Source organism: Streptomyces hokutonensis, assembly GCF_042751305.1.
Lineage (GTDB): Bacteria > Actinomycetota > Actinomycetes > Streptomycetales > Streptomycetaceae > Streptomyces > Streptomyces hokutonensis_A.
In genome coordinates, this window is record NZ_JBHYWD010000003.1 from 296,594 (window position 1) to 321,923 (window position 25,330).

At 71.7% G+C, this 25,330-nt stretch carries 22 protein-coding genes; 12 read left to right on the forward strand and 10 right to left on the reverse strand.

Annotated features, from left to right (window positions below; genetic code table 11):
- Positions 1-8 precede the first annotated feature (8 nt).
- The 11 genes from ACFXC1_RS11245 (at position 9) to ACFXC1_RS11295 (ending at position 13,227) form a co-directional block, all read left to right on the forward strand.
- The gene (locus ACFXC1_RS11245; RefSeq protein WP_381241549.1) at positions 9-815 is read left to right on the forward strand and encodes an ABC transporter ATP-binding protein; all 807 of its coding nucleotides are present in this window, start codon (positions 9-11) and stop codon (positions 813-815) included.
- Positions 802-1,680, forward strand: coding sequence for an ABC transporter permease (locus ACFXC1_RS11250; RefSeq protein WP_381241551.1), 879 nt, complete (start codon positions 802-804; stop codon positions 1,678-1,680). Before ACFXC1_RS11245 ends, ACFXC1_RS11250 begins: the two co-directional genes overlap by 14 nt.
- 5 nt (positions 1,681-1,685) lie before the next feature.
- Complete coding sequence (locus ACFXC1_RS11255) at positions 1,686-2,429, forward strand: sirohydrochlorin chelatase (protein WP_381241552.1); 744 nt, start codon at positions 1,686-1,688, stop codon at positions 2,427-2,429.
- A gap of 103 nt (positions 2,430-2,532) precedes the next feature.
- Complete coding sequence (locus tag ACFXC1_RS11260) at positions 2,533-4,698, forward strand: hypothetical protein (RefSeq protein WP_381241554.1); 2,166 nt, start codon at positions 2,533-2,535, stop codon at positions 4,696-4,698.
- 3 nt (positions 4,699-4,701) lie between these two features.
- Positions 4,702-5,955, forward strand: coding sequence for a TRAFAC clade GTPase domain-containing protein (locus ACFXC1_RS11265; protein WP_381241556.1), 1,254 nt, complete (start codon positions 4,702-4,704; stop codon positions 5,953-5,955).
- On the forward strand, positions 5,952-8,579 hold the full coding sequence (locus ACFXC1_RS11270; protein ID WP_381241557.1) for a GTPase-associated protein 1-related protein: 2,628 nt from the start codon (positions 5,952-5,954) through the stop codon (positions 8,577-8,579). The genes ACFXC1_RS11265 and ACFXC1_RS11270 overlap by 4 nt, the downstream gene beginning before the upstream one ends.
- Positions 8,576-10,177: a TRAFAC clade GTPase domain-containing protein gene (locus tag ACFXC1_RS11275; protein WP_381241559.1), complete on the forward strand. Its 1,602-nt coding sequence runs from the start codon at positions 8,576-8,578 to the stop codon at positions 10,175-10,177. The genes ACFXC1_RS11270 and ACFXC1_RS11275 overlap by 4 nt, the downstream gene beginning before the upstream one ends.
- Positions 10,174-10,299, forward strand: coding sequence for a hypothetical protein (locus ACFXC1_RS11280; protein ID WP_381241560.1), 126 nt, complete (start codon positions 10,174-10,176; stop codon positions 10,297-10,299). Before ACFXC1_RS11275 ends, ACFXC1_RS11280 begins: the two co-directional genes overlap by 4 nt.
- A gap of 52 nt (positions 10,300-10,351) precedes the next feature.
- The gene (locus ACFXC1_RS11285; protein ID WP_381241919.1) at positions 10,352-11,020 is read left to right on the forward strand and encodes a vWA domain-containing protein; all 669 of its coding nucleotides are present in this window, start codon (positions 10,352-10,354) and stop codon (positions 11,018-11,020) included.
- Positions 11,014-11,889 (forward strand): PP2C family serine/threonine-protein phosphatase, encoded by an 876-nt coding sequence (locus ACFXC1_RS11290; RefSeq protein ID WP_381241562.1) that lies wholly within the window; start codon positions 11,014-11,016, stop codon positions 11,887-11,889. The genes ACFXC1_RS11285 and ACFXC1_RS11290 overlap by 7 nt, the downstream gene beginning before the upstream one ends.
- Positions 11,890-13,227 carry a protein kinase domain-containing protein gene (locus ACFXC1_RS11295; protein WP_381241563.1) on the forward strand — a complete coding sequence of 446 codons (1,338 nt, stop codon included), beginning with the start codon at positions 11,890-11,892 and terminating at the stop codon, positions 13,225-13,227.
- Positions 13,228-13,267: 40 nt separating this feature from the next.
- Here ACFXC1_RS11295 and ACFXC1_RS11300 read toward each other — a convergent pair whose 3' ends face one another.
- From ACFXC1_RS11300 to ACFXC1_RS11325, 6 genes are all read right to left on the reverse strand, one after another.
- On the reverse strand, positions 13,268-13,591 hold the full coding sequence (locus ACFXC1_RS11300) for a hypothetical protein (protein ID WP_381241565.1): 324 nt from the start codon (positions 13,589-13,591) through the stop codon (positions 13,268-13,270).
- 26 nt (positions 13,592-13,617) lie between these two features.
- Entirely contained in the window at positions 13,618-15,090 is a 1,473-nt protein-coding gene (locus ACFXC1_RS11305; protein WP_381241567.1) for a hypothetical protein, read from the reverse strand.
- 248 nt (positions 15,091-15,338) lie between these two features.
- Complete coding sequence (locus tag ACFXC1_RS11310; RefSeq protein WP_381241569.1) at positions 15,339-15,956, reverse strand: mycothiol-dependent nitroreductase Rv2466c family protein; 618 nt, start codon at positions 15,954-15,956, stop codon at positions 15,339-15,341.
- Positions 15,957-16,011: 55 nt separating this feature from the next.
- Positions 16,012-16,614, reverse strand: coding sequence for a TIGR03086 family metal-binding protein (locus ACFXC1_RS11315; protein WP_381241570.1), 603 nt, complete (start codon positions 16,612-16,614; stop codon positions 16,012-16,014).
- Between the two features lie 25 nt (positions 16,615-16,639).
- Positions 16,640-17,662, reverse strand: a complete 1,023-nt coding sequence (locus tag ACFXC1_RS11320; RefSeq protein WP_381241572.1) for a ketopantoate reductase family protein — start codon at positions 17,660-17,662, stop codon at positions 16,640-16,642.
- A 46-nt stretch (positions 17,663-17,708) separates the two neighbouring features.
- Positions 17,709-18,257 carry a DUF1697 domain-containing protein gene (locus ACFXC1_RS11325; RefSeq protein ID WP_381241573.1) on the reverse strand — a complete coding sequence of 183 codons (549 nt, stop codon included), beginning with the start codon at positions 18,255-18,257 and terminating at the stop codon, positions 17,709-17,711.
- Positions 18,258-18,656: 399 nt separating this feature from the next.
- Here ACFXC1_RS11325 and ACFXC1_RS11330 point away from each other — a divergent pair, with 399 nt between their 5' ends.
- Positions 18,657-20,900: an MMPL family transporter gene (locus ACFXC1_RS11330; RefSeq protein ID WP_381241575.1), complete on the forward strand. Its 2,244-nt coding sequence runs from the start codon at positions 18,657-18,659 to the stop codon at positions 20,898-20,900.
- 74 nt (positions 20,901-20,974) lie between these two features.
- Here ACFXC1_RS11330 and erm read toward each other — a convergent pair whose 3' ends face one another.
- From erm to ACFXC1_RS11350, 4 genes are all read right to left on the reverse strand, one after another.
- Complete coding sequence (gene erm, locus ACFXC1_RS11335) at positions 20,975-21,754, reverse strand: ErmE/ErmH/ErmO/ErmR family 23S rRNA (adenine(2058)-N(6))-methyltransferase (protein WP_381241576.1); 780 nt, start codon at positions 21,752-21,754, stop codon at positions 20,975-20,977.
- Between the two features lie 335 nt (positions 21,755-22,089).
- Entirely contained in the window at positions 22,090-23,373 is a 1,284-nt protein-coding gene (locus ACFXC1_RS11340) for an ABC transporter substrate-binding protein (RefSeq protein WP_381241578.1), read from the reverse strand.
- Positions 23,373-24,206 carry a carbohydrate ABC transporter permease gene (locus tag ACFXC1_RS11345; RefSeq protein ID WP_381241921.1) on the reverse strand — a complete coding sequence of 278 codons (834 nt, stop codon included), beginning with the start codon at positions 24,204-24,206 and terminating at the stop codon, positions 23,373-23,375. The genes ACFXC1_RS11340 and ACFXC1_RS11345 overlap by 1 nt, the downstream gene beginning before the upstream one ends.
- Before the next feature lie 26 nt (positions 24,207-24,232).
- Positions 24,233-25,183, reverse strand: a complete 951-nt coding sequence (locus ACFXC1_RS11350; RefSeq protein WP_381241580.1) for a carbohydrate ABC transporter permease — start codon at positions 25,181-25,183, stop codon at positions 24,233-24,235.
- Positions 25,184-25,330: the final 147 nt, after the last annotated feature.

Consider the following 25,330-nt stretch of genomic DNA (forward strand, 5'->3'; position numbering starts at 1 on the left):
GGATCCCGATGACTTCCCAGGAGGTGACGACCATGGCCACGACCTTCGCCAAAGAGACCACCGAGTCGGTGGAGCACGCGGCGCGCCTTGAGCATGTCTCGAAGTCCTTCGCGACGCCGGGCGGGCAGCAGCTCGTCCTGGACGACATCACCATCGATGTCGCGCCCGGCGAGTTCGTCACCCTCCTGGGGGCCTCGGGCTGCGGCAAGTCCACCCTGCTGAACCTGGTGGCGGGCCTCGACAAGCCCACCACCGGGTCCATCACCACGGACGGCCGCCCCGCCCTGATGTTCCAGGAGCACGCCCTGTTCCCCTGGCTCACCGCGGGCAAGAACATCGAACTCGCCCTGAAACTCAGGGGAGTTCCGAAGGACGAGCGGCGCGGCCGGACCGAGGAGCTGCTCGAACTGGTCCGGCTGCCGGGCGCGTACGGCAAGCGGGTGCACGAGCTGTCGGGCGGTATGCGTCAGCGTGTCGCGATGGCCCGCGCGCTCGCCCAGGAGAGCCGCATCCTGCTGATGGACGAGCCGTTCGCGGCGCTCGACGCCATCACGCGGGACGTCCTGCACGACGAACTCACCCGTATCTGGGGCGAGACGGGGCTCTCGGTCCTGTTCGTCACGCACAACGTGCGGGAGGCGGTACGGCTCGCCCAGCGGGTGATCCTGCTGTCCTCCCGGCCCGGCCGGATCGCCCGCGAGTGGACGGTCGACATTCCGCAGCCGCGCCGTATCGAGGACGCGCCCGTGGCCGAACTGTCCCTTGAGATCACCGATGTACTGCGTGGGGAGATCCGCCGTCATGGCCAGCACTGAGACGACGACGGTCAAGGACGGCGGGAGCGTCGAGGCGGGCCTCGACGCCCTGGAGACCACGGTCACCGGCCGCCCGACCTTCCGGCAGACCTTCGTCAACAAGATCTTCCCGCCGATCGTCGCCCTCGCGGTGGTCATGGTCGTCTGGCTGATCCTGACCCCGGTCGTCGACGACCCGAGCAAGCTGCCCTCGCCGGGCGCCGTGGGCACCGAGTTCAAGAACGCCTGGCTGGCGGGCGATCTCCTCGGCTACATCTGGACCAGCGTCTCGCGCGGTCTGCTGGGCTTCTTCTTCGCGCTGCTCATCGGTACCCCGCTGGGCCTGGTGGTGGCGCGGGTGAAGTTCATCCGCGCGGCGATCGGCCCGATCCTGTCCGGCCTCCAGTCGCTGCCGTCGGTCGCCTGGGTGCCGCCGGCCGTGATCTGGCTGGGTCTGAACAACTCGATGATGTACGCGGTGATCCTGCTCGGCGCGGTCCCCTCGATCGCCAACGGCCTGGTGTCCGGCGTGGACCAGGTGCCACCGCTGTTCCTGCGGGCGGGCCGCACGATGGGCGCGACCGGCCTCCAGGGCATCTGGCACGTCACCCTGCCCGCGGCGCTCCCCGGCTATGTGGCGGGTCTGAAGCAGGGCTGGGCGTTCTCGTGGCGCTCGCTGATGGCGGCCGAAATCATCGCGCAGTTCCCGGACTTGGGCGTGGGCCTCGGCCAGCTGCTGGAGAACGGGCGCACCAACAGCGACATGGCGATGGTCTTCGAGGCCATCATCCTGATCCTGTTCGTCGGTATCGCCATCGACCTGCTGATCTTCAGTCCGCTGGAGCGGTGGGTGCTGCGCAGCCGGGGTCTGCTGGTGAAGAGCTGACGCCCATGTACGAAAGGCCCGTTCTCCTCGTCATCGCCCACGGCAGCCGCGATCCGCGGCACGCCGCGACCGTCCACGCCCTCGTCCGGCGGGTACGGTCGCGGCGGCCCGGGCTGCGCGTGGAGGTCGGCTTCCTGGACTTCAACGTCCCTTCCGTGCAAGGGGTGTTGGAGTCACTGGCGGCGGAGGGCGTCCGGGACGTCGTCGCCCTCCCCCTCCTCCTCACCCGCGCGTTCCACGCGAAGGCGGACATCCCCGCGGTCCTCGCGGGCGCGCCGCCACGGCTCAGGATCCGGCAGGCGGAGGTACTGGGACCGTCGCCGCTGCTCCTGTCAGCCCTCGAACGACGGCTCTACGAGGCCGGGTTGACGCCCGCCGACAAGTCCACGACCGGGATCGTGCTGGCCTCGGCGGGGTCGACGGACCCCGAGGCGATCGCGGTGATCGCGGACATCGCGCGGGAGTGGTGGGACACCGGCTGGTGTGCCGTGCGCCCCGCGTTCGCCTCGGCGGCCCTGCCCCGCACCGAGGACGCGGTCCGTGAACTGCGGTCCCTGGGCTGCCAACGGGTCGCGGTCGCGCCCTACGTCCTGGCCCCCGGCTTCCTCCCTGACCGGATCGCGCGGGGCGCGGCGGACGCGGATGTCCTCGCCGCTGTCCTGGGCCCGGCGCCGGAGGTGGCGCGGGTGCTGCTGCAGCGCTACGACGCGGCGGCCCTGGCTCCGACGCTCACGGCCGTCGGCGCGTAGCGCGCCCACGGTCCGACCTGCCCGGTTTCGCGAAAAAGGGTCCCCCTGGGGCCCCGGATCTGCTGGGATGGTTCCTCGCGGAGCTAGCGGGGGAGCAGTACACGTGACGGGTCGGGACTTCGGGCATCACTTGGGGCTGCCCCGGGCGCTGTCCGGTCTGCCGCTGAGCCCGCTCGTCGCGTCCTACGGCGAGCTCGTGGCCGCCCAACACGCGGCGGGGTTACGGCACTTGGGCGAGGTTCTGGTGCCGGCGGGCTCCGGCGGGCTGGGCGTTCTCGACGGGCTGTACGTGCCCTCCGGCGGGCGTGGCCGCCGTCGGGTGGACGTCCCGTACCTGGAGGACCTCGCCCGCGCCCCGGCTCCGGGCGCCGGACTCGCCCAGTTGCTGGCCGAGGTGCACCGGCACGATCCGCAGGCGCTGCGCCGGGTCGTGCTGTACCAGCTGATCGGGCTGCTGCAGGACCTGCCCGTGAAGCAACGACCGCGCGCGGCGGCCCAGTTGGGGGTGCGTGCCGACGAGGTCGCCGGGCTGGTGGCGGCGGCCCGGCTGCGGCCCCGCCTCGACCAGCGCGAACGACAGGCCGCCGAGTCCCTCGCCGGAGCCCGGGACCGGCACCGGCTGCACCGGGTCCGCACCCTGCTGGAACGGCTGCCGGCGGGTACCGACGACCCGGCTCTACGGTCGCTGCGCGCCGAGTTGGCCGCGCGGTTCGCGGTGGTCGACGCGGCGCTGCTCACGGCGCGGCGGGCCGAGGAAGCGCGGGACGCGGAAGCCGCGAGCGCCGAGTATCTGCGGGCGTTGCGCGAAGTCGCCGACGACCGGCGGGCGTTGCGCGGGCTGGTGCGGGTGGGCCGGCCCCGGCGTGCTGAGCGGGCGGCGCTGGATGCCGAACTCGGCCTGGATCATGTGCGGTTGACCTGGGACGAGTCGGGCGCCGACGACGGCTGGCGGCTGGTGTGTCTGCACCGCGACGAACAGGGTGCGCCGACCGTGCGCGAGGTCTCCGCGCGCGACGACGCCCTCGTGCTCGGGAGCACGGTCCGCTACGCCGCCCTCCCCCTGTCCGGCGGACTCGTGGCCGGCCCGCCGCTCGTGTCGTACCCGTTGCTGCTCGCCCCGGAGGTCGGCGAACTCACCCTGACGGACGGCCCGGAGCGCATCGAGGGCACCTGGAAGAGACCGCCCGGCGCCGCCGACGTCACGGTCGAGCGCACCGGACCGGACGGCGCCGTCGAGCAACTGGGCGCCCGCGAGGGCGGGTTCACCGCGAAGGGCCTGCCGGCCGGTACCCACACCCTCCGCGTCGTCTGCCACTACCGAACCCCCGGCGGACAACCGGTCGCCTCCCCCGGCATCCGCGCCACCCGCACCGTCCACCCCTGGCCCGCCCTCGTCCGCACCCTCACCGCCCAACCCCAGGGCGACGCCGTACGGTTCGCCTGGACCGGCGCCGAGGGCGCGGACGTCCGGCTGGTGGAGTGGCCCGGCGAGGCCCCGGCCCCCGGCACCGAACTGCGCACCCGGGACCTCCCGGCCGGGCTCGGCTGGCCCGAGCGGGACGGCGCGCTGTGTCCACCGCCCGGCCGGCATCTCCGGGTCGCTGCCGTCGCCGTACTCGGGGAGCGCGCGCTCGCCGGTCCCACGGTCGAGGTCGAGGTGCTCCGCCCGGTGACCGGGCTCGACGCGCGGCGGCTGCCGGGCGGGGAGGCGGACGTCACCCTGGAGTGGCCCGACAACACCGGCCATCTCAGGGTGAGTTGGGACACCGGCGAGCGGAGTGTCACCGCGCACGCCTACCGGCGGGGTGGGCTGCGGCTGTCCGTGGGTCCGGGGGCCGTACGGATCCGGGCCGCCGCCGTGCCGCAGGCGCCCGGAGCGGTCGTCGTGGCACCGGACGCGGCCGAGGTGCTGCTGCCGCCGGACACCGCCGTCGGCTATCAACTGGTGCGCCCGCCCCGCCGGTTGCTCGGCCGGGGCCGTCCCCTGCTGCGGGTCACCCTGTCGGCGCCGGAGGGCGGGGACCAGCACGGGGCCCCCGAATTCGTGTGCGTCGCGCGCAGCGGCACGCTCCGGCCCCGGAGCGCGGCCGACGGCACGACCCTGGTGCGGATCCCCGGCACCGACCTGCTCCGACTCGGCACGGTGGAGCGGGAGTTGCCCGCCGCGCCCTGCCCGGCGCCGTACACGCTGCGCGGCTTTCTGCTGGGCGAGCACGCGGCCTCGGTACGACTCGAAGAACCGTCCCCCGCGACCCTGGTGGTGCGCTGAGCCATGACGACCGTCATCTGCCCCTACTGCTTCGCCCGCACCTCGGCGGCCAAACTGCCCTACCGGTGCCTGATGACCCCGAACGGGGTGCGCGGGGGCTCGCCCTGCGGGCCCGAACGGGACGACGTCTGGGCCGGGTTCGTGGGCCCCGGCGTCAATCCGGCGGCCCTGCTGCGGGGGCCGGTGTTCGCCCCGGCACGCGGGATGGCCTCGCTGGCGTCCGGGCTGCGGCCCGGCTCCGGCAGCAGCGTGCCGTGTCCGGACTGCGGGGTGACCACCACGGTCCGCGTCTGCGCGTCCTGCCACAGCGACCTGCCCAGCGACTACTGCGACCAGGACAGCCGCATCATCGCGCTGGTCGGCGCGAAGGCCTCCGGCAAGAGCACCTATGTGTCCGTGCTGGTCAACGAGTTGAACCAGCGCGTGGGGCAGGCCTACCACGCCTCGCTGGCGGCGATGGGGCAGTCCACGCAGCAGCGGGACCGGGAGATGGCGGAGGACCTGTACGAGCGGCTGCGGCTGCCCGACGCGACCCGTCCGGCCGCGCTCGGCTTCAACGACCCGCTCCTGTACCGGCTCAGCGTGCCGCGCCGCAGCAGACTCGGCAACGGCACCCGGCACACCACCCTGGTCTTCTTCGACGCGGCGGGCGAGGACCTCGCGGGCGCCGAGGCGATGGACCGCTACACCCGCTACCTCAGCGCGGCCGACGGCATCGTCCTGCTGGTCGACCCGCTGCAACTGGGCTCCGTACGGGACCGGTTGCCGCTCCAGGACGGGCCGCCGCTGCCCATGGTGGAGACACCGCCGCAGCAGATCGCCGCCGATCTGGCGGCCCAGCTGCGCGCCCACGGCAAGGGCGGCGCGCGCGGCCGGGTGACCACGCCGATCGCGGTCGCGGTGACGAAGACGGACATGCTGAAGCCGCTGCTCGACCCGCACTCGCCGGTGCTGCGCAACGCCCCGCATCCGGAGGGCACGTTCGACGAGGACGACCGGCTCACCGTGCACGAGGAGATCCGGTCCCTGATGGCGGACTGGGACTCGGGCGCGCTGATGCGCCAACTGGAGCTGGACTTCGCCCAGTTGTCGATGTTCGGGCTCTCGGCGTTGGGTGCGCCGCCGCCCGCCGACGCGCCGGCCGACGTACCGAAGTCGGGGCCGCAGCCGGTGCGGGTGGAGGATCCGCTGCTGTGGCTGCTGGCGCTGCGCGGGGTGCTGCCGGTCCGTACCACCGCGAAGGGGCGAGCCAAGTGACCCTGGCCCAGCTGCACTACACCTCGGCGCCGCCCGGCCCCGACGGCTCCGGCTTCCGTTTCACCGCGGTCAGCGCGGGGGTTCCGCAGGGGCTGCTGCGGGAGGCCGAGCAGCTCATCGGGTACGAGCCGCCGCGCGACTGCCCGGCCCGGCCCGACGCCGAACAGCTCAAGGGCTTCCCGAAGGCCTTCAGTTTCAGCGAACTCGCCGACGGCGGACGGCTGTTGAGCCGCACGGTGTACATCGGCGCGGACTACAGCGGGCGGTGGGGGAACTTCCACGCACACGCCGTCCATCTGCCCTCGGGCACCCGGCTGCCGGACGGAGCACTGCCCATCACCGCCTGGGAGTCGCCGCGTTGGGCGGACGCGACGCCCTCGGACGGGAGGCCCGTGCCGCTGGACCGTATCGAGCCGTCCGGGGTGCTCCGCAAGGACGCGCTGGTCGCGTTCGCTCTGTCCCGGGCGGGCTGGCTCGCGCCGTTCTTCGCCGATCTGCGGGCGGTCGCGGCGGACCCGGGTGCCGGGCAGCTCGTGGTGGTGGAGCACGACAGCGCCGACGTGGCACAGTGGATCGCGCTCGCCTGCGCGGTCCTGCCCCGGGAGCAGGCGCACCGGCTCACCTTCACGACGTACACCCGCCGCCCCCAGCAGGCCCGCCAGCAGATCGTGGGCACGCTGCCGTCCTCGGAGTCGGTGGCCCACGACCACCGCTACCGCGTGCACGACTGCACCGGGCGGCAGCCGTCCGGTCCGGTCACGGACACCTGGGCCGAGGTGTGCGCCCGGATCTGGCGCGCGGGCCGCACCGACCTGTTCCACAACGACCCCGAGGATCTTGGGCAGTTGGCGGTGACCGCGCTGACGGCGGGCATCGAGCTGCGCGCCGACGCCCGTGCGACGGCGGCCCGTTGGGCGGCAGAGCACGCGGGCGCGCTGTCGGACGAGACGCTGACGGCGCTGGTCGCCGGGTTGTGCGGCGGCCCGCTGCCCGCCCCGGGCGCGGTGCCGGACGAGGCCGAACAGGTGGCGCTGGCCGCCCTGTTGGCCCGGCTGGACGGGCAGGTGCCGACCGTGGTGTCGGCACCGCTGGCCGCGCGGGTGCTGGCGTCGGCGGTGCTCGGCCGAGGGCCGGTGCCGACGCTGCGGGCCGGTTCGCTGACGCCCCGGGCGCACGACGAGCTGGCCCGCGATCTCGCGCCCACACTGCGGGCCGGCCTCGCGGACCCGCAGGAGCCGCCCGCCGGACGGCCGCTGGCCCTGCTGCGGGTGGCCGATCTGCTCGACATCGACTGCCAGGACCAACTGCCGGACCTGGCCGGACGGTTGGCCCGCGAGCTGGTGAGCGAACCGGCGGACCCGGCCGCGGCGGCCGGCGACGGGAAGCGGTCGCGGGACCTCCGTGCGCCGGGGCAGCCGGGCCCGGACCGACAGCCCCGCGCGGGCGGCGATCCGCTGCCCGCCCCGCCGCCGTACAGCCCCCGTGTGCCCGGCAGGCCGGAGCCCGCCGCGCTGCGGCCGGGCGAGGACCGTCCCCCCGTGGGCTGTCCGCCCGCGCTGCTCGACGCGGTGCACGCGCATCCCGGGCTGCGGGTGGCGCTGTTCGGGTCGCTCAACGCGCTGGCCGGGGCCGAACCGACCGCCGTGGCAAGGGTGTTGACGGGTTCCGGGCTGCCCGTCGCGATGAACCCCGGCTTCCCGCACCTGCGGATGTGCGTCACGCCCGCCCGGTCGGGCGACCGGCTCGCGCGGTTCCACGAGGTGGTTCGCACCGCCGGGGTCTCGCCGCACGCCGACCCGACCGTACTGCGCACGGCCCTCCGACTCACCTGGCCCGGCGAACTGCCCACCGGCCAGGAGGCGAGCCTGCTGCTGAACGAGCTGGGGTCCGACATCCACCGCGCGGCCGGCACCCGGGACGTGCTGATCGAGGCCGCGCTCGGCGCTCCCCGGGACGACCGTGACGTACCGGCCCTCGCGGTCGACCTGCTGCGCTGCTTCGGCACCGAGCTGCGGCCGGGGCAGCGGGCGGCGCTGCTCCTCCTGGAGTTCACCGGGCTGCTGGGCACCGAGGGCGAGGGCGAGGAGTGGGTGCGCCGGGTGCTGAACCTGCGCGACGGCGCCGCCGAACCGGTGCCCGACCCGGTCGTCGACCGCGCCTTCCGGGCTCTCGCGCGGCGGCTGCTCGACGGGGCCGTACCGGAGAACGAGCTGTACGCGCTGGCCCGTTCGGGTGAACCCGGGCTGCTCGCCGCGTACGAGCGGGCGGGCCGTTCGGACCGGGTGGGCGACCGGCTGCGGACCGTGCCGGGATATGTGGCCGCCCTGTTCTGCGACTGGAGCGCGTTCCCGGGAACCCATCCGGCCTGGGACGAGACCCGGACGTCCCTGCTGACGAAGGTGCTGCGGCCGATCGTGCGGGTGCTGCCCGCCGAGGACCTGGCCGAGGTCGAGGCGGCGCTCGGCCGGGCGGGCCGCGGCAAGCTCGACGCGTACCGCGCCTGGAACCGCCCCGGCGCCCTGGGGCGTCTCGCGGGACGGCTGTCCGGTCGCGGACGGCGCCCCGACCAGCCCGGCGTGTGGTCCGGGGACATGGAACCGCCGAGCGGGGGAGGCCGCCGATGACCGCCTTCTCGCCGCTGCTGCTCCTGGCCTTCTGGACCGGGATCATCGCGGCCGGACTCTGTCTGGGCCGGCTGCTGTGGGTGTTTCTGTGGATCGGCGCCCGGGCCGTCTGGCGGGGCCTCGGCCCCTGGCAGCCGGGCCGCGCCGACCAGCGGGTCCCGCGCATCGCACCGGGCGCCGAACCAGCCCAACTCGGCTACTACTGGCGGCAGTTGTGGGTCGACGCCGCATCGGCCGGGGGCTACGGGATACGGGTCGTATGGGCCGAGTTCGCCGATCCCTGGCTGCACCGGAACGTCCGCAGCCTGTTCCAGGGACGGAATCCGTCGGGCCTGCGCGGCCGGGCACCGATCAACCGCTTCGGGTACGCCGTCCTGCTGGCGCCCGGCGTCTTCCTCGGCGCCCTGCTCGGCGCGGCCCTCGCCACCCTCCTGCTCGGTGTGTCACTGCTGTTCTTCGCGCTGCTGGTCGGCCTGGTGTGGCTGGGCTGCGCGACGGCGGTGCCGGTGCTGCGCGGGGTGGAGCACGGCCGGGCGCTGGCCCGGGGCATCCGCGTCAAGTGCCCCTATCCCGGCTGCTATCTGCCGGTGCCGCTGGCCGTGCACCGCTGCCCCGGCTGCCGCGCCCCGCACGGTGCGCTGCGGCCCGGCCGCTACGGCGTGCTGTGGCACCACTGCACGTGCGGGCACCGACTGCCCACGACCCGCCTCGCCGGGCGCGGCGGGCTCACCGCCCTGTGCCCGCACTGCGACCGGGTGCTGCCCGGGACGGCCGGCTCCACCCGGGTCGTGCACGCCCCGCTGGTCGGCGGCACCTCCTCGGGCAAGACGATGCTGATGGCGGCCATGGTGGAGGGCCTGCACGCGTGGGCCCGGCACGGCGACCTGCGCGTCGAGTACGCCTCCGCCGACGACCGCCGCACCTTCAACGACCTCAACCAGGAGCTGAACAGCACCGGTTGGGCCCATGCGACCACCGGCGGCCAGCCGCGCGCCCTGATGCTGACGGTCACGCGCGGCCGACGGCGCCGGCTGCTCTACCTCTACGACCCGATGGGCGAGTCGGTGAGCGACGCCGAACGGATGCGCGCCCAGCAGTACTTGAAGCACACGGACGGCGTCGTCCTGGTCGCCGACGTACTGGCCGACCCCAAGGTGCGCGGCCGGCTCGGCCCCGAGGACACCGAGCGGGCCGGGGCCGCGCGGCCCTCCCCGCAGGGTCCGTGGGAGACGTACCAGAAACTCACCGGCGAGCTCAACGCGCTGACCGGTCGCCGCAAGCAGCTGTCCGTGGCCACCGTCGTCACCAAGCGGGACGTCCTGGACCAGCTGGTCACGCTGCCCGTCCCGGGGGCTCGGGTCGACTCCTGGCTGGCGGAGATCGGGCTCGGCGGGCTGGTCCGGGCCCTCGGACACGACTTCAAGGAAGCCCGCTACTGGGCGGTGAGCGCCCGGGCCGCCACCGGCACCGGACCGCTGGAGAGCGAGCAACGCCGTGCCGCCGAACCGGTGTTGTGGCTGCTCGCGGCCTCGGGCCTGAAGACGGCCCCGCTCCAGGCACCCGGCGCCGAACCGGAGAAGAGGTACACCCCGGCATGACGAAGGTGACCCCACCGATCGGACACGGACGGCGGCTGCTGGCGGGCCTGTTCGTCACTTCCCTGGTGCTCACGGCCGCCACCCTGGCCTACTTGGCCTACCTGTTACTCCCCCACTCGTAGCCCCACTCGTAGAAAGAAAGGACACGGAGTGAGCGACATTCCCGGCGGGCCGATGGCGAACCGGCCGGTCCACTTCATCTGGCTGCTCGACTGCTCGTACTCGATGCAGGGCGAGAAGATCGCCCGGCTCAACTACGCGATCAGAGAAGCGATTCCGGAGATGCGGTCGGTGGCGCACGACAACCCCGCGGCCCAACTGCTCCTGCGGACCGTCACGTTCTCCACCACCGCCCAGTGGCACCATCAGACCCCGGTCCCCGTCGACGACTTCACCTGGCAGGACGTCGAGGTGGACGGCATGACCAACCTCGGCGACGCCCTGCACCTGGTCTCACGCGAACTGCAGAGCCCCCCGATGCCGCAGCGCGCGCTGAAGCCGGTGCTGGCACTCGTGTCGGACGGAGGCCCCACCGACGACTGGCGGGCGGGCCTGAAGGCGATCGACGCAACACCCTGGGGCCGTAAGGCGGTTCGGGTCGCGATCGCGATCGGCGGTGACGCGGACCGCAGTGTGCTGCAGGAGTTCCTGGGCAATCCCGAGATGCAGCCGCTGGACGCCAACAGTCCCAAACAGCTTGCGGCGGCGATCCGTTGGGCGTCGACGGCGGCGGTGAAGGCGGCCTCGCAGCCGGTCGCGGGCGGCTCCTCCGGGCTGACCCTCACCAAGCAGCCGTACGCGCCGCCGGTCATCGACGACGACGATGACGACGACGTGTGGTGACGCTCGGGGTGCGACGCTGGGAGACACTGGCCGAGAGCGTGCAGGGCGTCGGCAAGAAACTGAACCAGGACTGGTACGCGTGTGAGGGCACCGGCTCCGGCGACGACCCGCTGCTGCTGGCGGTCGCCGACGGCCACGGCTCGGCCGCCCACGCCCGCAGTGAGATCGGCGCGCGCTTCGCCGTGGACCGCTTCCTCGGCCGGGCCGAACTGTTCGCCCGCGCGGCCCGCGACTGCCATGAACGGGGCCGCCTGACCCGGCTGATGACCTACGCCCGCGACGACTTCCCGCGCGCCCTCGTACAGGACTGGCGGGAGGAGGCCCTCGGCCACTGGTCCCGGCACCGCCCGGTCGCCGACACCGGCACCCCGGAACCGCGGCAGAGCGAGAAACTGCTGCTGTACGGCACCACGCTGATCGGCGCCGTCCTCACGCCGTGGCTGTTCGTGGCCTGGCAGATCGGCGACGGGGATCTCGCGGTGGTCGGGCACGACGGCACCCTGAGCCGGCCGCTGGCCCCCGCCGAGGAGGATCTCGGCGACGAGACGGAGTCGCTGTGCGGCAAGGAGGCCTGGAGCGCGGTGCGGATGCACTGGGCGCCGGTGTTCGACGAGGCCCGCACCCCGCGCCTGGTGGTGCTGTCGACGGACGGACTCTCGAAGAGCTTCGCCTCGGCCGACGGCTACCGGCAGTTCGTGGCGGGCCTGGACGGCCGGCTGACGGAGGAGGGCAGCGAGGGGGTGCGTGCCGTGCTCCCGGAGTGGCTGCGGCAGGCCTCGCAGTACTCGGGCGACGACACCACGCTGGCGGCGGCGCTGCGGCATCCGGTGGCGGCACCCATGGACACGGAACCGAAGACGGAGACATAGATGAGCGGCATGCTCGACAGCGGTACCCGGCTGACCGCGCAGAACGGCGAGGAGATCCAGATCGTCGACATGCTGGGCGCGGGCGGCCAGGGCGAGGTGTACCGGGCCAAGACTCCGGCCGGGGACATGGCCCTGAAGTGGTACTACCCGACCTGCGCGACGCCGGAACAGGACGCGATCGTACGGGAGTTGGTGGACCGCGACTTCGACGACGACCGGTTCCTGTGGCCCGAGGCGTATGTGCCCGAGTACCGGGGCTCGTTCGGGTATCTGATGGGCCTGCGCCCCGACCGCTTCAAGGGGCTGCCCGCGCTGTTCCGGCGCCAACTGCGCACCTCGCCGCGGGCGTTGCTGACGGCGTGCCTGTACACGGTGGAGGCGTACCAGGCGCTGCACTCGCGGGGCATCGCCTACCGGGACATCTCCTGGGGCAACATCTTCTTCGATCCGGCCACCGGTGAGGTACTGGTCTGCGACAACGACAACGCGGTGGTCGAGGGCGACGTCAGCGGCATCTCGGGCACGATGGAGTTCATGGCGCCCGAGCTGGTCCGCGCCGAGCCGGGGGCCCGTCCCGGCACCCAGTCCGACCTGCACTCCCTCGCGGTCCTGCTGTTCATGTTCCTGATGAACCATCACCCGCTCAAGGGCAAGCGGGAGTTGGGCATCCACTGCCTCGACGAGGCGGCCGAGCGCAAGCTGTACGGCAGGAGTCCGCTGTTCGTCTTCGACCCGGCCGACGACTCCAACGCGCCTGACCCGATGGAGCACGCGACCGTGCTGGCCACCTGGGACGCGGCGGCCGGGAAGCTCCAGGACCTGTTCCGGCGCGGCTTCACCGTCGGGCTGCGCGATCCGGCGTCCCGGGTCCGCGAGTCGGAGTGGCGGGACGCGCTGCGGGCCGTACTGGACTCGGTCGTGGAGTGCGCCGCGTGCGGGCGGGAGAACATGACGGAGCCGGGCGAGAACCCGCCGGCCCGCGCCTGCTGGGGCTGCGGAAGCCAACTCGTCCTCCCGCCGCGGCTGGTGGTGACCACTCCCCCGCCGCGCGCCGAGCACCACATCCGGCTGCGCCGGGCGGCCCGGGTGCAGGCCCACCACCTCCAGGCGGAGCCGACCCGGCACGACTGCTCGGACGCGAGCCTGGTCGCGGAACTGGTCGAACACCCTTCGAAACCGGGCCGGTTCGGCATCGCCAACCGCTCACAGCGGACCTGGACGGGGACCCGCTCCGACGGCGGCTCGCAGCAGATCGAGCCCGGCCAGACGGTTCCCCTGCGCTCGGGGCTCGAACTGGACCTCGGGGGCGGGGCGCGGGCGGTGGTCAGGGCCAAGTGAGTACGGAGGCGCCCTGCTGAGGCGGGGCGCCCCTACCGCCTCACAGGCCGAGCGCGTGCTTCAGCTGCTCGATGAGGGCGAGGCCGCCGGTGCCGGCCCCGACGCCGATGGTGATGGTCTCCAGCGCGGCCCGGACACGGCCCCGATTGACGGCCCGGCCCTCCTCGCCCGCCTGGGCCAACTCGCCCTGGATGACCTGTGCTTGGGGGACGAGCGCCGGGTGGTCGCCGCGCAGCCGGTCCACGAGCTGCTCGGCGAGGCGCACCACGTCGGCCGCGTCCGTGCCGTTGTTGATCTCGATGCGGCCGTGGTCCCCGAAGTTGGACGGCCCGCTGATGTTGCCGTTGAAGTTGTACGTGCTCATGTGCCGGCTCCTGTTCCGCGCCCGGTTCAGGGCTGGGGCTGTTGTGCCCCGCCCTGGCCCGGACCCCCGTGTCCCTGCTGTCCGTTGACGTTGATCTGTCCGTGGTTGCCGAAGTTGCTGTTGCCCGTGATGTCACCGGAGATGTTGTAGGTCTGGGTGTTGATGATCTGCTGCGCCTTGTCGAAGGAACTCGTGTCGACGTGATGGTCCTTCAGGAACCGCTCGGTGGCGATCAACACGCCCTGCTGCAGGCGGAAGAGGAAGTCCTGCGAGTCGATGCGCTCGGCGTAGCCCGCCTCGCTCCAGTCGCCGATCCACTCGCGCAGGCTGTCGGCGGCGCCGTAGTCGACGATCCAGTGCTGCTCGGTGATGTCCCGGCGCAGCTTCGTCAGGGCCTTCTCGGCGGTACGGCGGCGCCTGCTCCGGTCGCGGATCCGGCCGACGGCACCGCGCAGTTCGGGCCAGGTGCGTGAGGTGGCGTGCCGGAAGAGGCTCCGCCATCTCTCGGCGCCGGCCACCGGCAGCCGGTCCACCCGGTAGAAGCGGCCGTGCAGCGGCGGGATGGCGTAGGAAGCGACCTCCCAGGTGAGGCTGGGTCCGCTGAGGATCGCCCGCAGGTACATGGAGACAATGATCCGGCCGCCCTCGCCGACGCGCTCCAGGCACAGATGGGTGCGCATGCCCGCGCCGGGGCTCTGCAGCCCGGCCTGCACGAACTGCCGGGGGATCTGCGGGCGCGGCCGGGCGGTGCGGTCGGGCAGCAGTTCGGGGAGCATGTAGGCGTTGCTGCCGAGGACGTAGAGCCGGTTCTTGGCGCGCAGCCCCTCCAGACCGGCGATGCCCTCCATCTCCTTGGCGATGTAGGTGTGCAGGTCGACGGCGTCGAAGGGCAGGATCGTGAGTTTGCCGCCGTTCGGCGCTTCGGCGGGCTTGCTGACGTCGATGGGCTGCCAGACGACTTCCTTGATCTTGCTGCCGCTGCCCACGAACGGGTTGGTGAGGGCCGCCGCGTCCGCGTACGGCAGGACGTTGGCGCGCTTGAGCGAGTGCTCCTGCAGCCAGCTCTCCGCCTCCGGCTCCACGGGCGCGGCGAGCTTCTCGGCCTTGTCGGGGTTGCGGAACACCTCCTGCGCCGCGTCCCGCGCCTGCGCCTCCGCGCGGCGGACCAGCCACCAGGAGGCGCCGAGGATACCGAGCGGGCCGTAGACGCCGACCAGGACCACGGACCCGCGGCCTTCGATCAGGCCCCATACCGCGACGAGCAAGGACAGGACCAACGCGGCGAAGAGCCAGGCGAGTTGGCGGTCGAGTGACTCGCGCCGCAGCAGGGCCGCGCGGGCGTGCCGGGCCAGGGCGACGAAGTTGATGCCGAGGGTGAGGCCCAGGGCGGTGAGCCGGTCGCCCGTGAGACGGTGGTCGACCTCCCGGGCGAACGCCTCGTCGAGATGGACCGACGCGCACAGCCGTCGCGTCACCCCGTCCTTGCGGTACTGCGGCAACGACGGTAGGACCCTGCCCGCCACTGTCCCCCGCCCTTCCGTCCGAATTCGCGCACTTCACCCTAGGGACAACAAGCCTGGTTTGTCCCGGAGTTAGGGGAGGTGGCGCCCGAACGGTACACGGGAGCCGCCCGGTTCCGGCACTCCCCTGTGATGTCGGACCCGGACGGCCCGTCCGCACTCTGCACTGCGTTTCCTCCGGCGTTCTTGTCACTCCGTGACGACAACCCCGTGCACACTTCTGACTTTCAGTCGAACGACAGTCCCCCGGTACGGGTCCGCTTCAGCTCGAAGAGGTCCGGGTGCGTGGCCAACACCCGGAAGCTGTCGAAGAGTTCGGCGGCCTTCGCGCCGCGCGGAATCGCCCGCAGCACCGGGCCGAACCACACCGTCCCGTCGACGTGCAGGGTGGGCGTGCCCACGTATCCGCCCGACTCCTCCTCGATGCCCGCCTCATGGCTGCGGCGCACGGCGTCGTCGTACGACGGATCGTGGGCGGCGTCGGCGAGGGCGGCGGGGAGGCCGAGTTCGGCGAGGGATTCGGCGATCACGGCGTCGAAGGCGTCGTGGCGCCGCTCGTGGATGCGGACACCGAAGGCCGTGTACAGGTCGCGCAGGACCTTGTCGCCGTGCTGTTCGGCGGCGGCCACTGCGACGCGTACCGGGCCGATCGACTTGTCGACCAACTCCCGGTACCAGTCGGGGAGTTCGTTGCCGATGTTGTGGAGGTAGAGGCTCATCGCGTGGAAGTGGCGGTCGCGCGGGCGTTCGCGCTCGACCTCCAGCAGCCAGCGGGAGGTGATCCAGGCGAAGGGGCAGGCGGGGTCGAAGTAGAAGTCGACGCGGACGGCGGTGTCAGTGCTCATATACGGAACGCTAATCGCCGATTGGGCTGAACGCTCGGCCCAATCGCCTGGTCTCTCAGTGGTCCAATTTGATCGTGGCCTGTTGCCGGGGGTCCCGTCCGCTGGACGCGAGGGCGCGCTCGAAGACGGGGGCGTCGTCCGGTACCGGCACCGGGTCGGCGAAGCCGTCGTACTGGCGGTAGAGCTCGCCGTGCTTCTCGACCACGTCGAGGACGAGGCGGGCGGCGCCGTCCGAGACGCGGTACTCCTGGCCGGTGGCCGTGGCGACGTCCCAGCCGTGCACCGCGAGCTCCTTGATGATCATCGGGGCGAGTTCGTCGGCCGGCATCTTCGCCATGCCGAGGTCGACCTCGCCCTCCCACACCACAGGGTCGGCCCAGGCGGCGACGGCTCGGTCCAGCTGGGCGGCGTAGGCCTCGGCCCAGTCCGGGTCGGCGGTGAAGTCGCGGGCGGTGAGTTCCTCGGAGAGCTGCTTGCGCAGGGCGCGGTGCTCCAGGCCGTGCGAGGTGTAGAGGACCCAGTGGTTGACCATGGTGCGGACGTCCCAGTCGGGGCAGTGCGTGGGGTCGTCGAGCTGTGTCGCACGGACACCGCGGGCGACACGGGCCGCCTCGGCGGCGCATTCGATCATGTACGGGTGCAGGTCGTGGTTGCTCATGCACCCCACGCTAGGCAGCGCGTCGTCAGGACTCTTGAACAAACGCGACAGCCTCGTCGGCGAGGCGGACCAGCTCGTCGAACGGCAGCGAACCGGCCGCCCTTCGCTCACGCGCGAAGGAGTTCGCGAGCCGTTGCAGCAGGTCGTTGAGGGGGGTCGGTACGCCGTGCAGCCGCCCCAGCAGTGCGATCTCGCCGTTGAGGTAGTCGGCCTCGATGGTGCCGGTGCCCCGGTTCAGCGACTGCCAGGACGAACCGCCGCCGCGCGGTGCGCCCTCGATCTCCACCAGCTGCATCTTGTCGCCGCGCGCCTCCTTCTCCTCCTCCGCGCTCGCGTACGCGACACCGGCCGCGGCGAGCACGGCCGCGCCCTCGGCCCGCACCCGCCCGTAGAACGTGAAGCGCTCCTCGCCGCCGAGCGGCCCTGAGACCGCCTCGATCGCGTTGGCGAGGTTGCCGAGCAGTTTGGAGTACTGCCAGCGCGTGACGTCGGGCACGACCGGCGCCTCGAACCGCGACTTCTCCAGGTCGGCGGCGATCAGCCGGGCGGTCTCGTCCGTGCCGTGCGGATAGCGGCCGAGGTGCAGGATGCCGGTGAGGGGAGCGCCCTCGGCGGCGACCACGCCCGGCTCGACGAGGCTCGAGGGCAGCCAGACGCAGACGCCGTACACCCGCCGGAAGCGGCGCAGCGCCAGGCGCTGGCTCTCGACCCCGTTCTGCGCGCAGACGACGGGCAGCCGTTCGGCGGCCGTACCGCCGCCGGCGACCGGCGCGAGTCCCCAGGCGGCGAGCGCGGCCTCGCTGTCCTGCGTCTTGACGGCGAGCAGGAGTACGTCGTCGGGCCTCAACTCGCCCAGTTCCGCGGGCTCCTGGACAACAGGCAACCGGTACGTCGACTCACCGTCCGGCACCTTGAGCCGCAGCCCGTGCTCGGCCAGGGCCACCCGCTGCGCACCCCGCGCGACGAGGACGACCTCGCACCCCGCCCCGGCCAGCCGGCCACCGATGGCTCCGCCGACCGCCCCTGCTCCGATGATGATGTAGCGCATGGGGACGAGCCTCGCACAGGGTGGATCTCTCCCTCCAGAAGGGATCTCAACTGCCGGTCAGCTCCACGAGTTTGAGCACGGTGTTCCAGTTGCGGGTGGTGGCGATCAGCCCCTTGTTCAGGCGCGGCCTGGCCAGTTCGACGGCGAGCTTGGAGCGGCCGAGGCCGTCGGGGGCGTAGAGATACAGCGCGCGATCACCGAGGCGGAACTCCTCAGGGAGGAAGGCGGGTTGGTCGAGCCCCTCGAAGCGGTCCTCCGTGACCGGCAGCGAGTAGTACGTGACATGGAGCTGTTTCGCCTCCAACTCGGCCGCCGGGAAAGGGCAGTTGTCGGCGACGGCCTTCAGGTAGGCGTGGTCGCGGACGACGACGTCGACCGTGAAGCCGAACCGCTCCTCGATGGCCCGGGCGAGTTCCGCCGCGTGGGACTCCTCGTCCCCGTGGCCGCTCGTGAACACGGCCTGGCCGCTCTGGAGGTAGGTGCGGACGTCGTCGTGTCCGAGGCCTTCGAGGAGCGCCCGCAGTTCGGCCATCGGGAGCTTCTTGTTGCCGCCCACGTTGATCCCGCGCAGCAGCGCCGCATACGTCGTCGTCATCCGCACACCATAAAGCGGCCTTCGTGCCCCGTGGGGGTGGGCACGACGGCCGCTTTTCGTGATGCGCGGGTGCGCGGAAACTCTCGCGGATGAGGTGGCTCCGGATCAACAGTTATGGACACACCTACAAGCACCTGTGACTTGTTCAACAAGGTTTCTTAATAACAAAGCGGACCCCGGCCGACGCATCGGACACCCTGATCACCACCCCCGAGGCGCCCGGATAGATGTAAGGGGCCGCTGTCCTCCCCAGTGGTGAGGGCCCGGGGTCCGTGCGGAGGAGCCGGGCCGCCGGTACTTCACCGGTCAGCACGAGGGGACGTTCTTATTCCGCGCATACCTTCGATCCATGAGGTGGCGGCAGGGGGCCGTCACCGTGCACAAGGGGGCAAGCCCGTCATGGGGAACGGAGATTCGCGGGTGCGGGGCCTCGCCGCCCGGGCCGGCGGCTGGAGCGCCCGGCACCGGTGGGCCGCGGTCGGCATCTGGGTGCTGTTCGTGGTTCTGGCGATGGGAATCGGTTCGGCGGCGGGCCGGGTGGACGTCGCCGAGAGCGACCAGCTGAAGGGCGAGACGCACACCGCCGCCCAGATCATCGACGACGCCGGGATCAAGGAGCCGGCCAGTGAGACGATCCTGATCCAGTCGAAGGACGGGGCGCTCAAGTCCACCGACGCCGAGTTCCGCTCCGCGGTCTCCGCGGTCGTCACGGCGGTGAACGGCACCGGCAAGGTGACGGACGTGACCTCGCCGTACGACACGAAGACGATCTCGAAGGACGGCCGGAGCGCGCTCGTCCAGTTCGACATGCGGGGCGACTCGGACACCGCGGGTGACCGGGTGGAGCCGGTACTGAACGCCGTCGCCGGGGTGCAGAAGGACCACGGCTCGCTGCGGATCGAGGAGATCGGCGGCGCCAGCATGGCGAAGCAGTACAAGGACGCGTTCGGCGACGACTTCAAGAAGGCCGAGTACTCCGCCGTACCCGTGGCCCTCGGCATCCTCCTCATCGCTTTCGGCGCGCTGGTCGCGGCGCTGCTGCCGGTAGCTCTGGCCCTCACCGCGATCATCGCGACGATGGGCCTGATGGGCATCGTCAGCCACGTCCAGCCGATGAGCGACACCGCCAACTCCGTGATGCTGCTTGTCGGGTTGGCCGTCGGTGTCGACTACTGCCTGTTCTATCTGCGCCGCGAACGCGAGGAGCGCGAGGCCGGCCGGGACGCCGGGGCCGCGCTGCGGATCGCCGCCGCGACCAGTGGCCGCGCCATCATCGTCTCCGGTGTCACGGTGTGCGTGGCGATGGCGGGCATGCTGTTCACCGGGCTCGCCGAGTTCGAGGCGATGGGCCTGGCCTCGCTGATGGTCGTCGCGGTCGCCATGGTCGGCTCGGTGACCGTACTGCCCGCGCTGCTCTCGCTGTTGGGCGAGCGGGTGGAGAAGGGCCGTATCCCGTTCCTGCGCCGGCGCAGCCGCCGGGGCAACGGCGAGAGCCGGTTCTGGACCGCCGTCCTCAAGGGCGTGCTCGCCAAGCCGCTCGTCTCCGTCCTCGTCGCGGTCGGCGCGCTGCTGGCGATCGCCGCTCCCGCGGTCGGCATGAAGACCGAGAACCTCACCCTGGACCAGGAGTTCGGCAACTCCCTCCCGATCGTGGGGACTTACAACCGCGTCAACGACGCCTTCCCCGGCGGCTCCGAACCGGCCGAGGTGGTCGTCAAGGCGAAGGACATCAACTCCCCCGAGGTCAAGCAGGCGTTGGCCGACTTCAAGGCGCAGGCGGTCAGTTCGGGCGCCTCGCTCGGCCCGGTCGACATCAAGCTGCACGACGCGCAGAACGTCGCCTTCGTCTACGTCCCGCTCGTCGGCGGCTCCGACCAGGACAAGGCCGCGAAGAGCCTGGAGAAACTCCGCGACGACGTACGGCCCGCCACCCTCGGCAAGGTCGACGGCGTCCAGGCACCGATCACCGGACAGGTCGCCGGCTCGCACGACTTCAACGACCAGCTCCTCGGATCGGTCGTCCCGGTCTTCGCGTTCGTCGTGGTCTTCGCCTTCCTGCTGATGCTGTTGTCGTTCCGCTCGCTGACGGTCGCGATCACCTCGATCGTCCTCAACCTCCTTTCGGTGGGCGCGGCTTACGGCATCCTCGTCGCCGTGTTCCAACACGGCTGGGGCGCCTCACTGGTGGGCGCGGAGGGCGTCGGGGCGATCGTCACCTGGCTCCCACTGTTCCTCTTCGTGATCCTGTTCGGCCTGTCGATGGACTACCACGTGTTCGTCGTCTCCCGCATCCGCGAGGCCCGGCTGCGCGGCCGTACGACCCGGGACGCGATCCAGCACGGCGTGGTCACCACGGCCGGCGTCGTCACCAGCGCCGCGATCATCATGGTCGCCGTCTTCGCGATCTTCGGCACGCTGTCCATGCAGTCCATGAAGCAGATGGGCGTCGGCCTCGCGGCGGCGGTACTCATCGACGCGACGGTCATCCGGGGCGTCCTGCTCCCCGCGGTGATGGCGCTGCTGGGCGAACGCAACTGGTACTTCCCGAAGTGGCTGCACCGCCTTCCCGACCTCACGCACGACGAGTCACCGGAGGAGATCACGTCCACAGTGGCGGGCGAGGGCGAGCGGGTGCGGGTGTAACTCCCTTTGACTGAGGGCCTGTTGGTATCCCGGGGGAACCAACAGGCCCTCACTGCTGTCCTACGGCATCTCTGCTACGACGTCAGCTCCCTGTACAGCCGTAGCCAGTGGTCCGGAGACACCTCGCCGACGAGGACGTGCGGGTCGAGGCGCGCGGCACGGAACGCGGCGTCCACGCGGCGCCTCGGGTGTGCCCGGCGGAGCGAAGCGTGCAGTGAACCTCCCACCCCCGAGAAGCCCAGCTCGACCAGGTGCCGCCAGTCGCGCAGTTCGGCGGGTGCGAGGAGTGGGGTCCGGCGCCGTTCGATCCTTACGATCCCGGCGTCGACGCGCGGCACGGGGCTGAAGCGAGTCCGGTCGACCCGTCCGACGAGCCGCCACTCGTGGCGCGGCCAGCTGCGTACCGTCAGCAGGGTCCAACTCCCGTAGTCGCCGGTGCGTTTGCGGGCGTACTCCAGCTGGGTGAGCAGGGTGGCGTCGGTGAGGGCGGGGGCGCGCAGGCACCAGTCGACGATGTCGGCGGTGCGGGAGAAGGGCACGTTTCCGGCGACGGAGAACGGGACGCGTGGGGGTCGGGTGTCCATGAAGTCACCGGCGATGACGCGCACTTGGGGGGTGGTGGCGAAACGGGTGCGGAGCTTCGGCACGAGTCGGGGGTCGATCTCGTGGGCGTGCAGTTCGTGGCAGTGGGGCGCGAGTTTCGCGGTCAACGCGCCTTTTCCCGCGCCCACTTCGAGGAGGAGGGGGATCCGGCGTCTGTGCGGGACGGCGAGTCGGGCGACGTATTCGGCGGTGGCGCGGTCGGCGAGGAAGTTCTGCGAGAGCGCGCGCGAAACGTGGGTGGGGCGGGCCATGGCCTGCGGTCCTTGTCTTCCGTGAAGGGCATACGGGCAGACGAAGGCCCCGACCGGAAGAACAGGGAGAAGAGTCAGCGGGCGGGTGCGCCCGGGCCGGTCAGGGCACCGGGGCCGCGGCGCATGCGGGTCGCATACGTGCAGCTCCGGCCCAGACCGGAGTAAGTGATCGCGTTCGCGGCTGACATGCCGCTCACGCTAGGTGGGGCGGGTGGGGTGGGGCAACGGGATTTCTGTGCGGGAAGCGCATTCCGGGGAGGGCTGTGCGGTTGATTGGCGAGTGCGGGTGCGTTGGGGCTGGTCGCGCAGTTCCCCTCGCACCTAAAGGCCTCATCTCAGCGTTGGTATCTCGCCAGTACCAAGTTGCCGTCCTTCTCCAGGCGTTTCCGCAGTTCAGCGAGGGTGATTGCTCCGCTGTAGTACTCCTGGAACGCCGGCGTGGCCACCTTGTCCTTCCACTCGGGGTAGCCGCGTACGGACTGTGCGGGCGCCGAGACGAGGTCGTCGGCGAGTGCAGTACCGGTGGACCAGTCGTCCTTCGTGGTGTGCAGGGCCGGGTTCTTGAGGGCCTGCGTGCCGGTGGGGAGCATCCAGTCGCCGAGGGCCAGGCGGACCATGTTCTTGGGCTGGAGCAGGAAGTCGACGAACTCGGCGGCCTCCTTTTTGTGGGGGCTGTCCTCGGCTATGGACAGGGTCTGGGGGCTGACGCCCTGGGTGAGTCCGTCGGCGCCGGCCGGGGCGGGCAGCACCTGCCAGTCGAAGCCCTTCGGCGCCTGCTGCACGATCTGCTGGCGGTAGGAGAAGCCGAGCGGGACCATCGCGTACTTGCCGCCGAAGAACCCGGGCAGGGTGTCCGAGCCGCCGCTGCCGAGCGTTGTGGGCGAGGCGCTGTGGTCCACGTCCGCCTGGTCGTGGATCGTGCGCGGTACGACCTGGTCGGCCGCGTCGAAGCGGACGGTCACCTTGCCGTCCGCGGCCCGGTGGAACAGTTCGCCGCCCGTCGAGAGAGACAGGTTGAGCGTGGCGGACACCGGCTCCTTGAGCGGCCAGGCCACGCCGTACTTGCCGTCGCCGCTCAACCGGCGCGTGATGGCCCTGAACTCCGGCCAGGTCCAAGGGTGTTCGGGGGTCGGGATCCGTACGCCCGCTTTCTTCAGCCAGGTCGCGTTGGCGATCAGCACCCTCGGCTCCTGGAGGAACGGCACGCCGTAGATCCCGTCACCGAAGGACGTGGTCTCCCAACTGCGCTGCGGGATCTCGGACTTGAGCCGGGCCGGGAGCAGGTTCCGGAGGTCGGCGAGGTAGCCGCCGTAGGCGTAGTCCGCGAGGTCGTCGGAGGCGTCGTGGATGATGTCCGGCGCCTCACCGCCCTCGAAGGAGGTGAGCAGCTGGTCGTGGACGCTGTCCCAACTGCCCTGTACGTACTCGACCTTGACGTCCGGATGGGTGGCGTTCCACTCCTTCACCAACTCCTTGTTGGCGGTGACGGACTCCTCCTGCCAGGCGAGGGACTGGAAGCGGAGGGTGATCCTGCCGTTCGCGGAGTTGTTTCCGCCGCCGCTCGTGCAGCCGGCGAGGAGCAGGGTCAGGGCGAGCGCGAGGATCCAGCGGGGGCGCATCAGCTCTTCACCGCCCCGGTGAGCATGCCGCCCGTGATCCGGCGTTGGATCAGGGCGACGACGATCAGGGAGGGGAGGGTCGCGAGGAACGCGGCTGCGGCCAGGGGGCCGAGGTCGGCTACGCCCTCCGCGCCGATGAAGTGGGTGAGGACGACCGGCAGGGTCTGGTGCTGCGGGGTCTTGAGCAGGACCAGCGCGAAGAAGAACTCGTTCCACGCGGTGACGAACGCGAACAGTGCCGTCGCCACGATGCCCGGCGCGAGCAGCGGTGCCGTCACCGACACGAGGGTGCGGAGTCTCCCGGCGCCGTCGACCGCAGCCGCCTCCTCCAACTCGGCCGGTACCGCCCGCACATAGCCGACGAGCATCCAGAGCGCGAACGGCAGCGACCAGACCACGTAGACCAGCATCAGGCCGGCCAGGGAATCGATCAGCCGCAGGTTCTTGAGCACCAGGAACAGCGGGATGATCACCAGCACGAACGGGAACGCCTGACTGACCACCACCCACCCGGTAGCGGCCCGCGCGAGCAGCGTCCGGCGCCGCGCCATGACCCACGCCATCGGTGTCGCGATCACCACGGCGATCAGCGCGGCCCCGAGCGCGGCGAGCAGGGAGTTCAACGCGGCGTGCAGCAGCGGCTGTTCGTCGAAGGCCTGGCGGAAGTTGGCGAGGGTGGGGTGCCGGGGGATCCAGGTGGGGTGCAGACTGCCCAGTTCTCGCGGGGACTTGAAGGCGGTGGAGATCAACCAGAGGAAGGGGAAGGCCAAGAAGACGAGGTACGCGAGCAGGGCTATGTACTGCCCCGCGCGGGCACCGGTGCTCGTCCTCAGGCCTGTGGTGGTGCTGGTCCTGCTCCTCACGAGTCGTCTCCTCCCCGAAGTCGGCCTACGAGGAAGACGGCGAGGAGCACCGAGATCACCGCGACCATCAGGCATCCCATCGCCGCCGCGTACCCGAACTGGCCGTAGCGGAAGGCCTCTTCGTAGGCGAAGAGCATGGGCAGCCGGGTGCGGCCGCCGGGTCCGCCGCTGGTCAGGACGTAGACCAGGGCGAACGAGTTGAAGTTCCAGATCAGGTTGAGCGCCGTGATCGACAGCGCCACCGGTCTGAGGGCGGGCCAGGTGACCGTGCGGAAGCGGCGCCAGGCTCCGGCGCCGTCGACGGCAGCCGCCTCTTGGAGTTCGCGCGGGGTGTTCTGCAGCCCGGCGAGCAGGGCGACCGTCGTCTGGGGCATGCCGGCCCAGACGCCTACGACGATCACCGCGGGCAGCGCGGTCGACAGGCTGCTGAGCCAGTCGCGGCCGTTCCCGAGGCCGAGGTCGTGCAGGGTCTCGTTGAGGATGCCGGCGTCCGGGTTGTAGACGATCCGCCACATGATGCCGACGACGACCTCGGGCATCGCCCACGGGACGATCGCCAGCGCCCGGGCGAGCCATCTCAGCCGCAGGTCCTGGTTGAGCAGCAGGGCGAGGCCCAGGGCGAGGAGGAACTGCGGGACGGTTACCCCGACCGCCCACACCAGTCCGATCCGGAACGACTCCCAGAACAGGGTGTCGTGCAGCAGATCCCGGAAGTTGAGACCGCCGATCCACTGGGTGGGCGCGGTGCGGCCCGACTGGGAGTCGGTGAAGGCCAGCAGGACGCCGTAGAGGAGGGGACCGACGCTGAGCACGAGGATCGGGATCAGCGCGGGTAACACCAGGAACCAGGCCGCATGATCGGAGCCGCGCCCTTGCCGGCCCCGGCCCGGCGCGCGGCTCGGCGGCGTCCGCACCTCCGTGACCGCTACCCCCGTCACCGATGTCATGGAATCAGCCCCTTTGCACGGCCCGGTCGGGCCCCGTCATGGTCGTGAAGGCCGTGTGCCTCGTCAAGGCACCTCGCATGCCGTCCCACCTGTGCGAATGCGACACTGGCCGTCGGATGGCGGGAACCCGACGCCGTACGCACACGC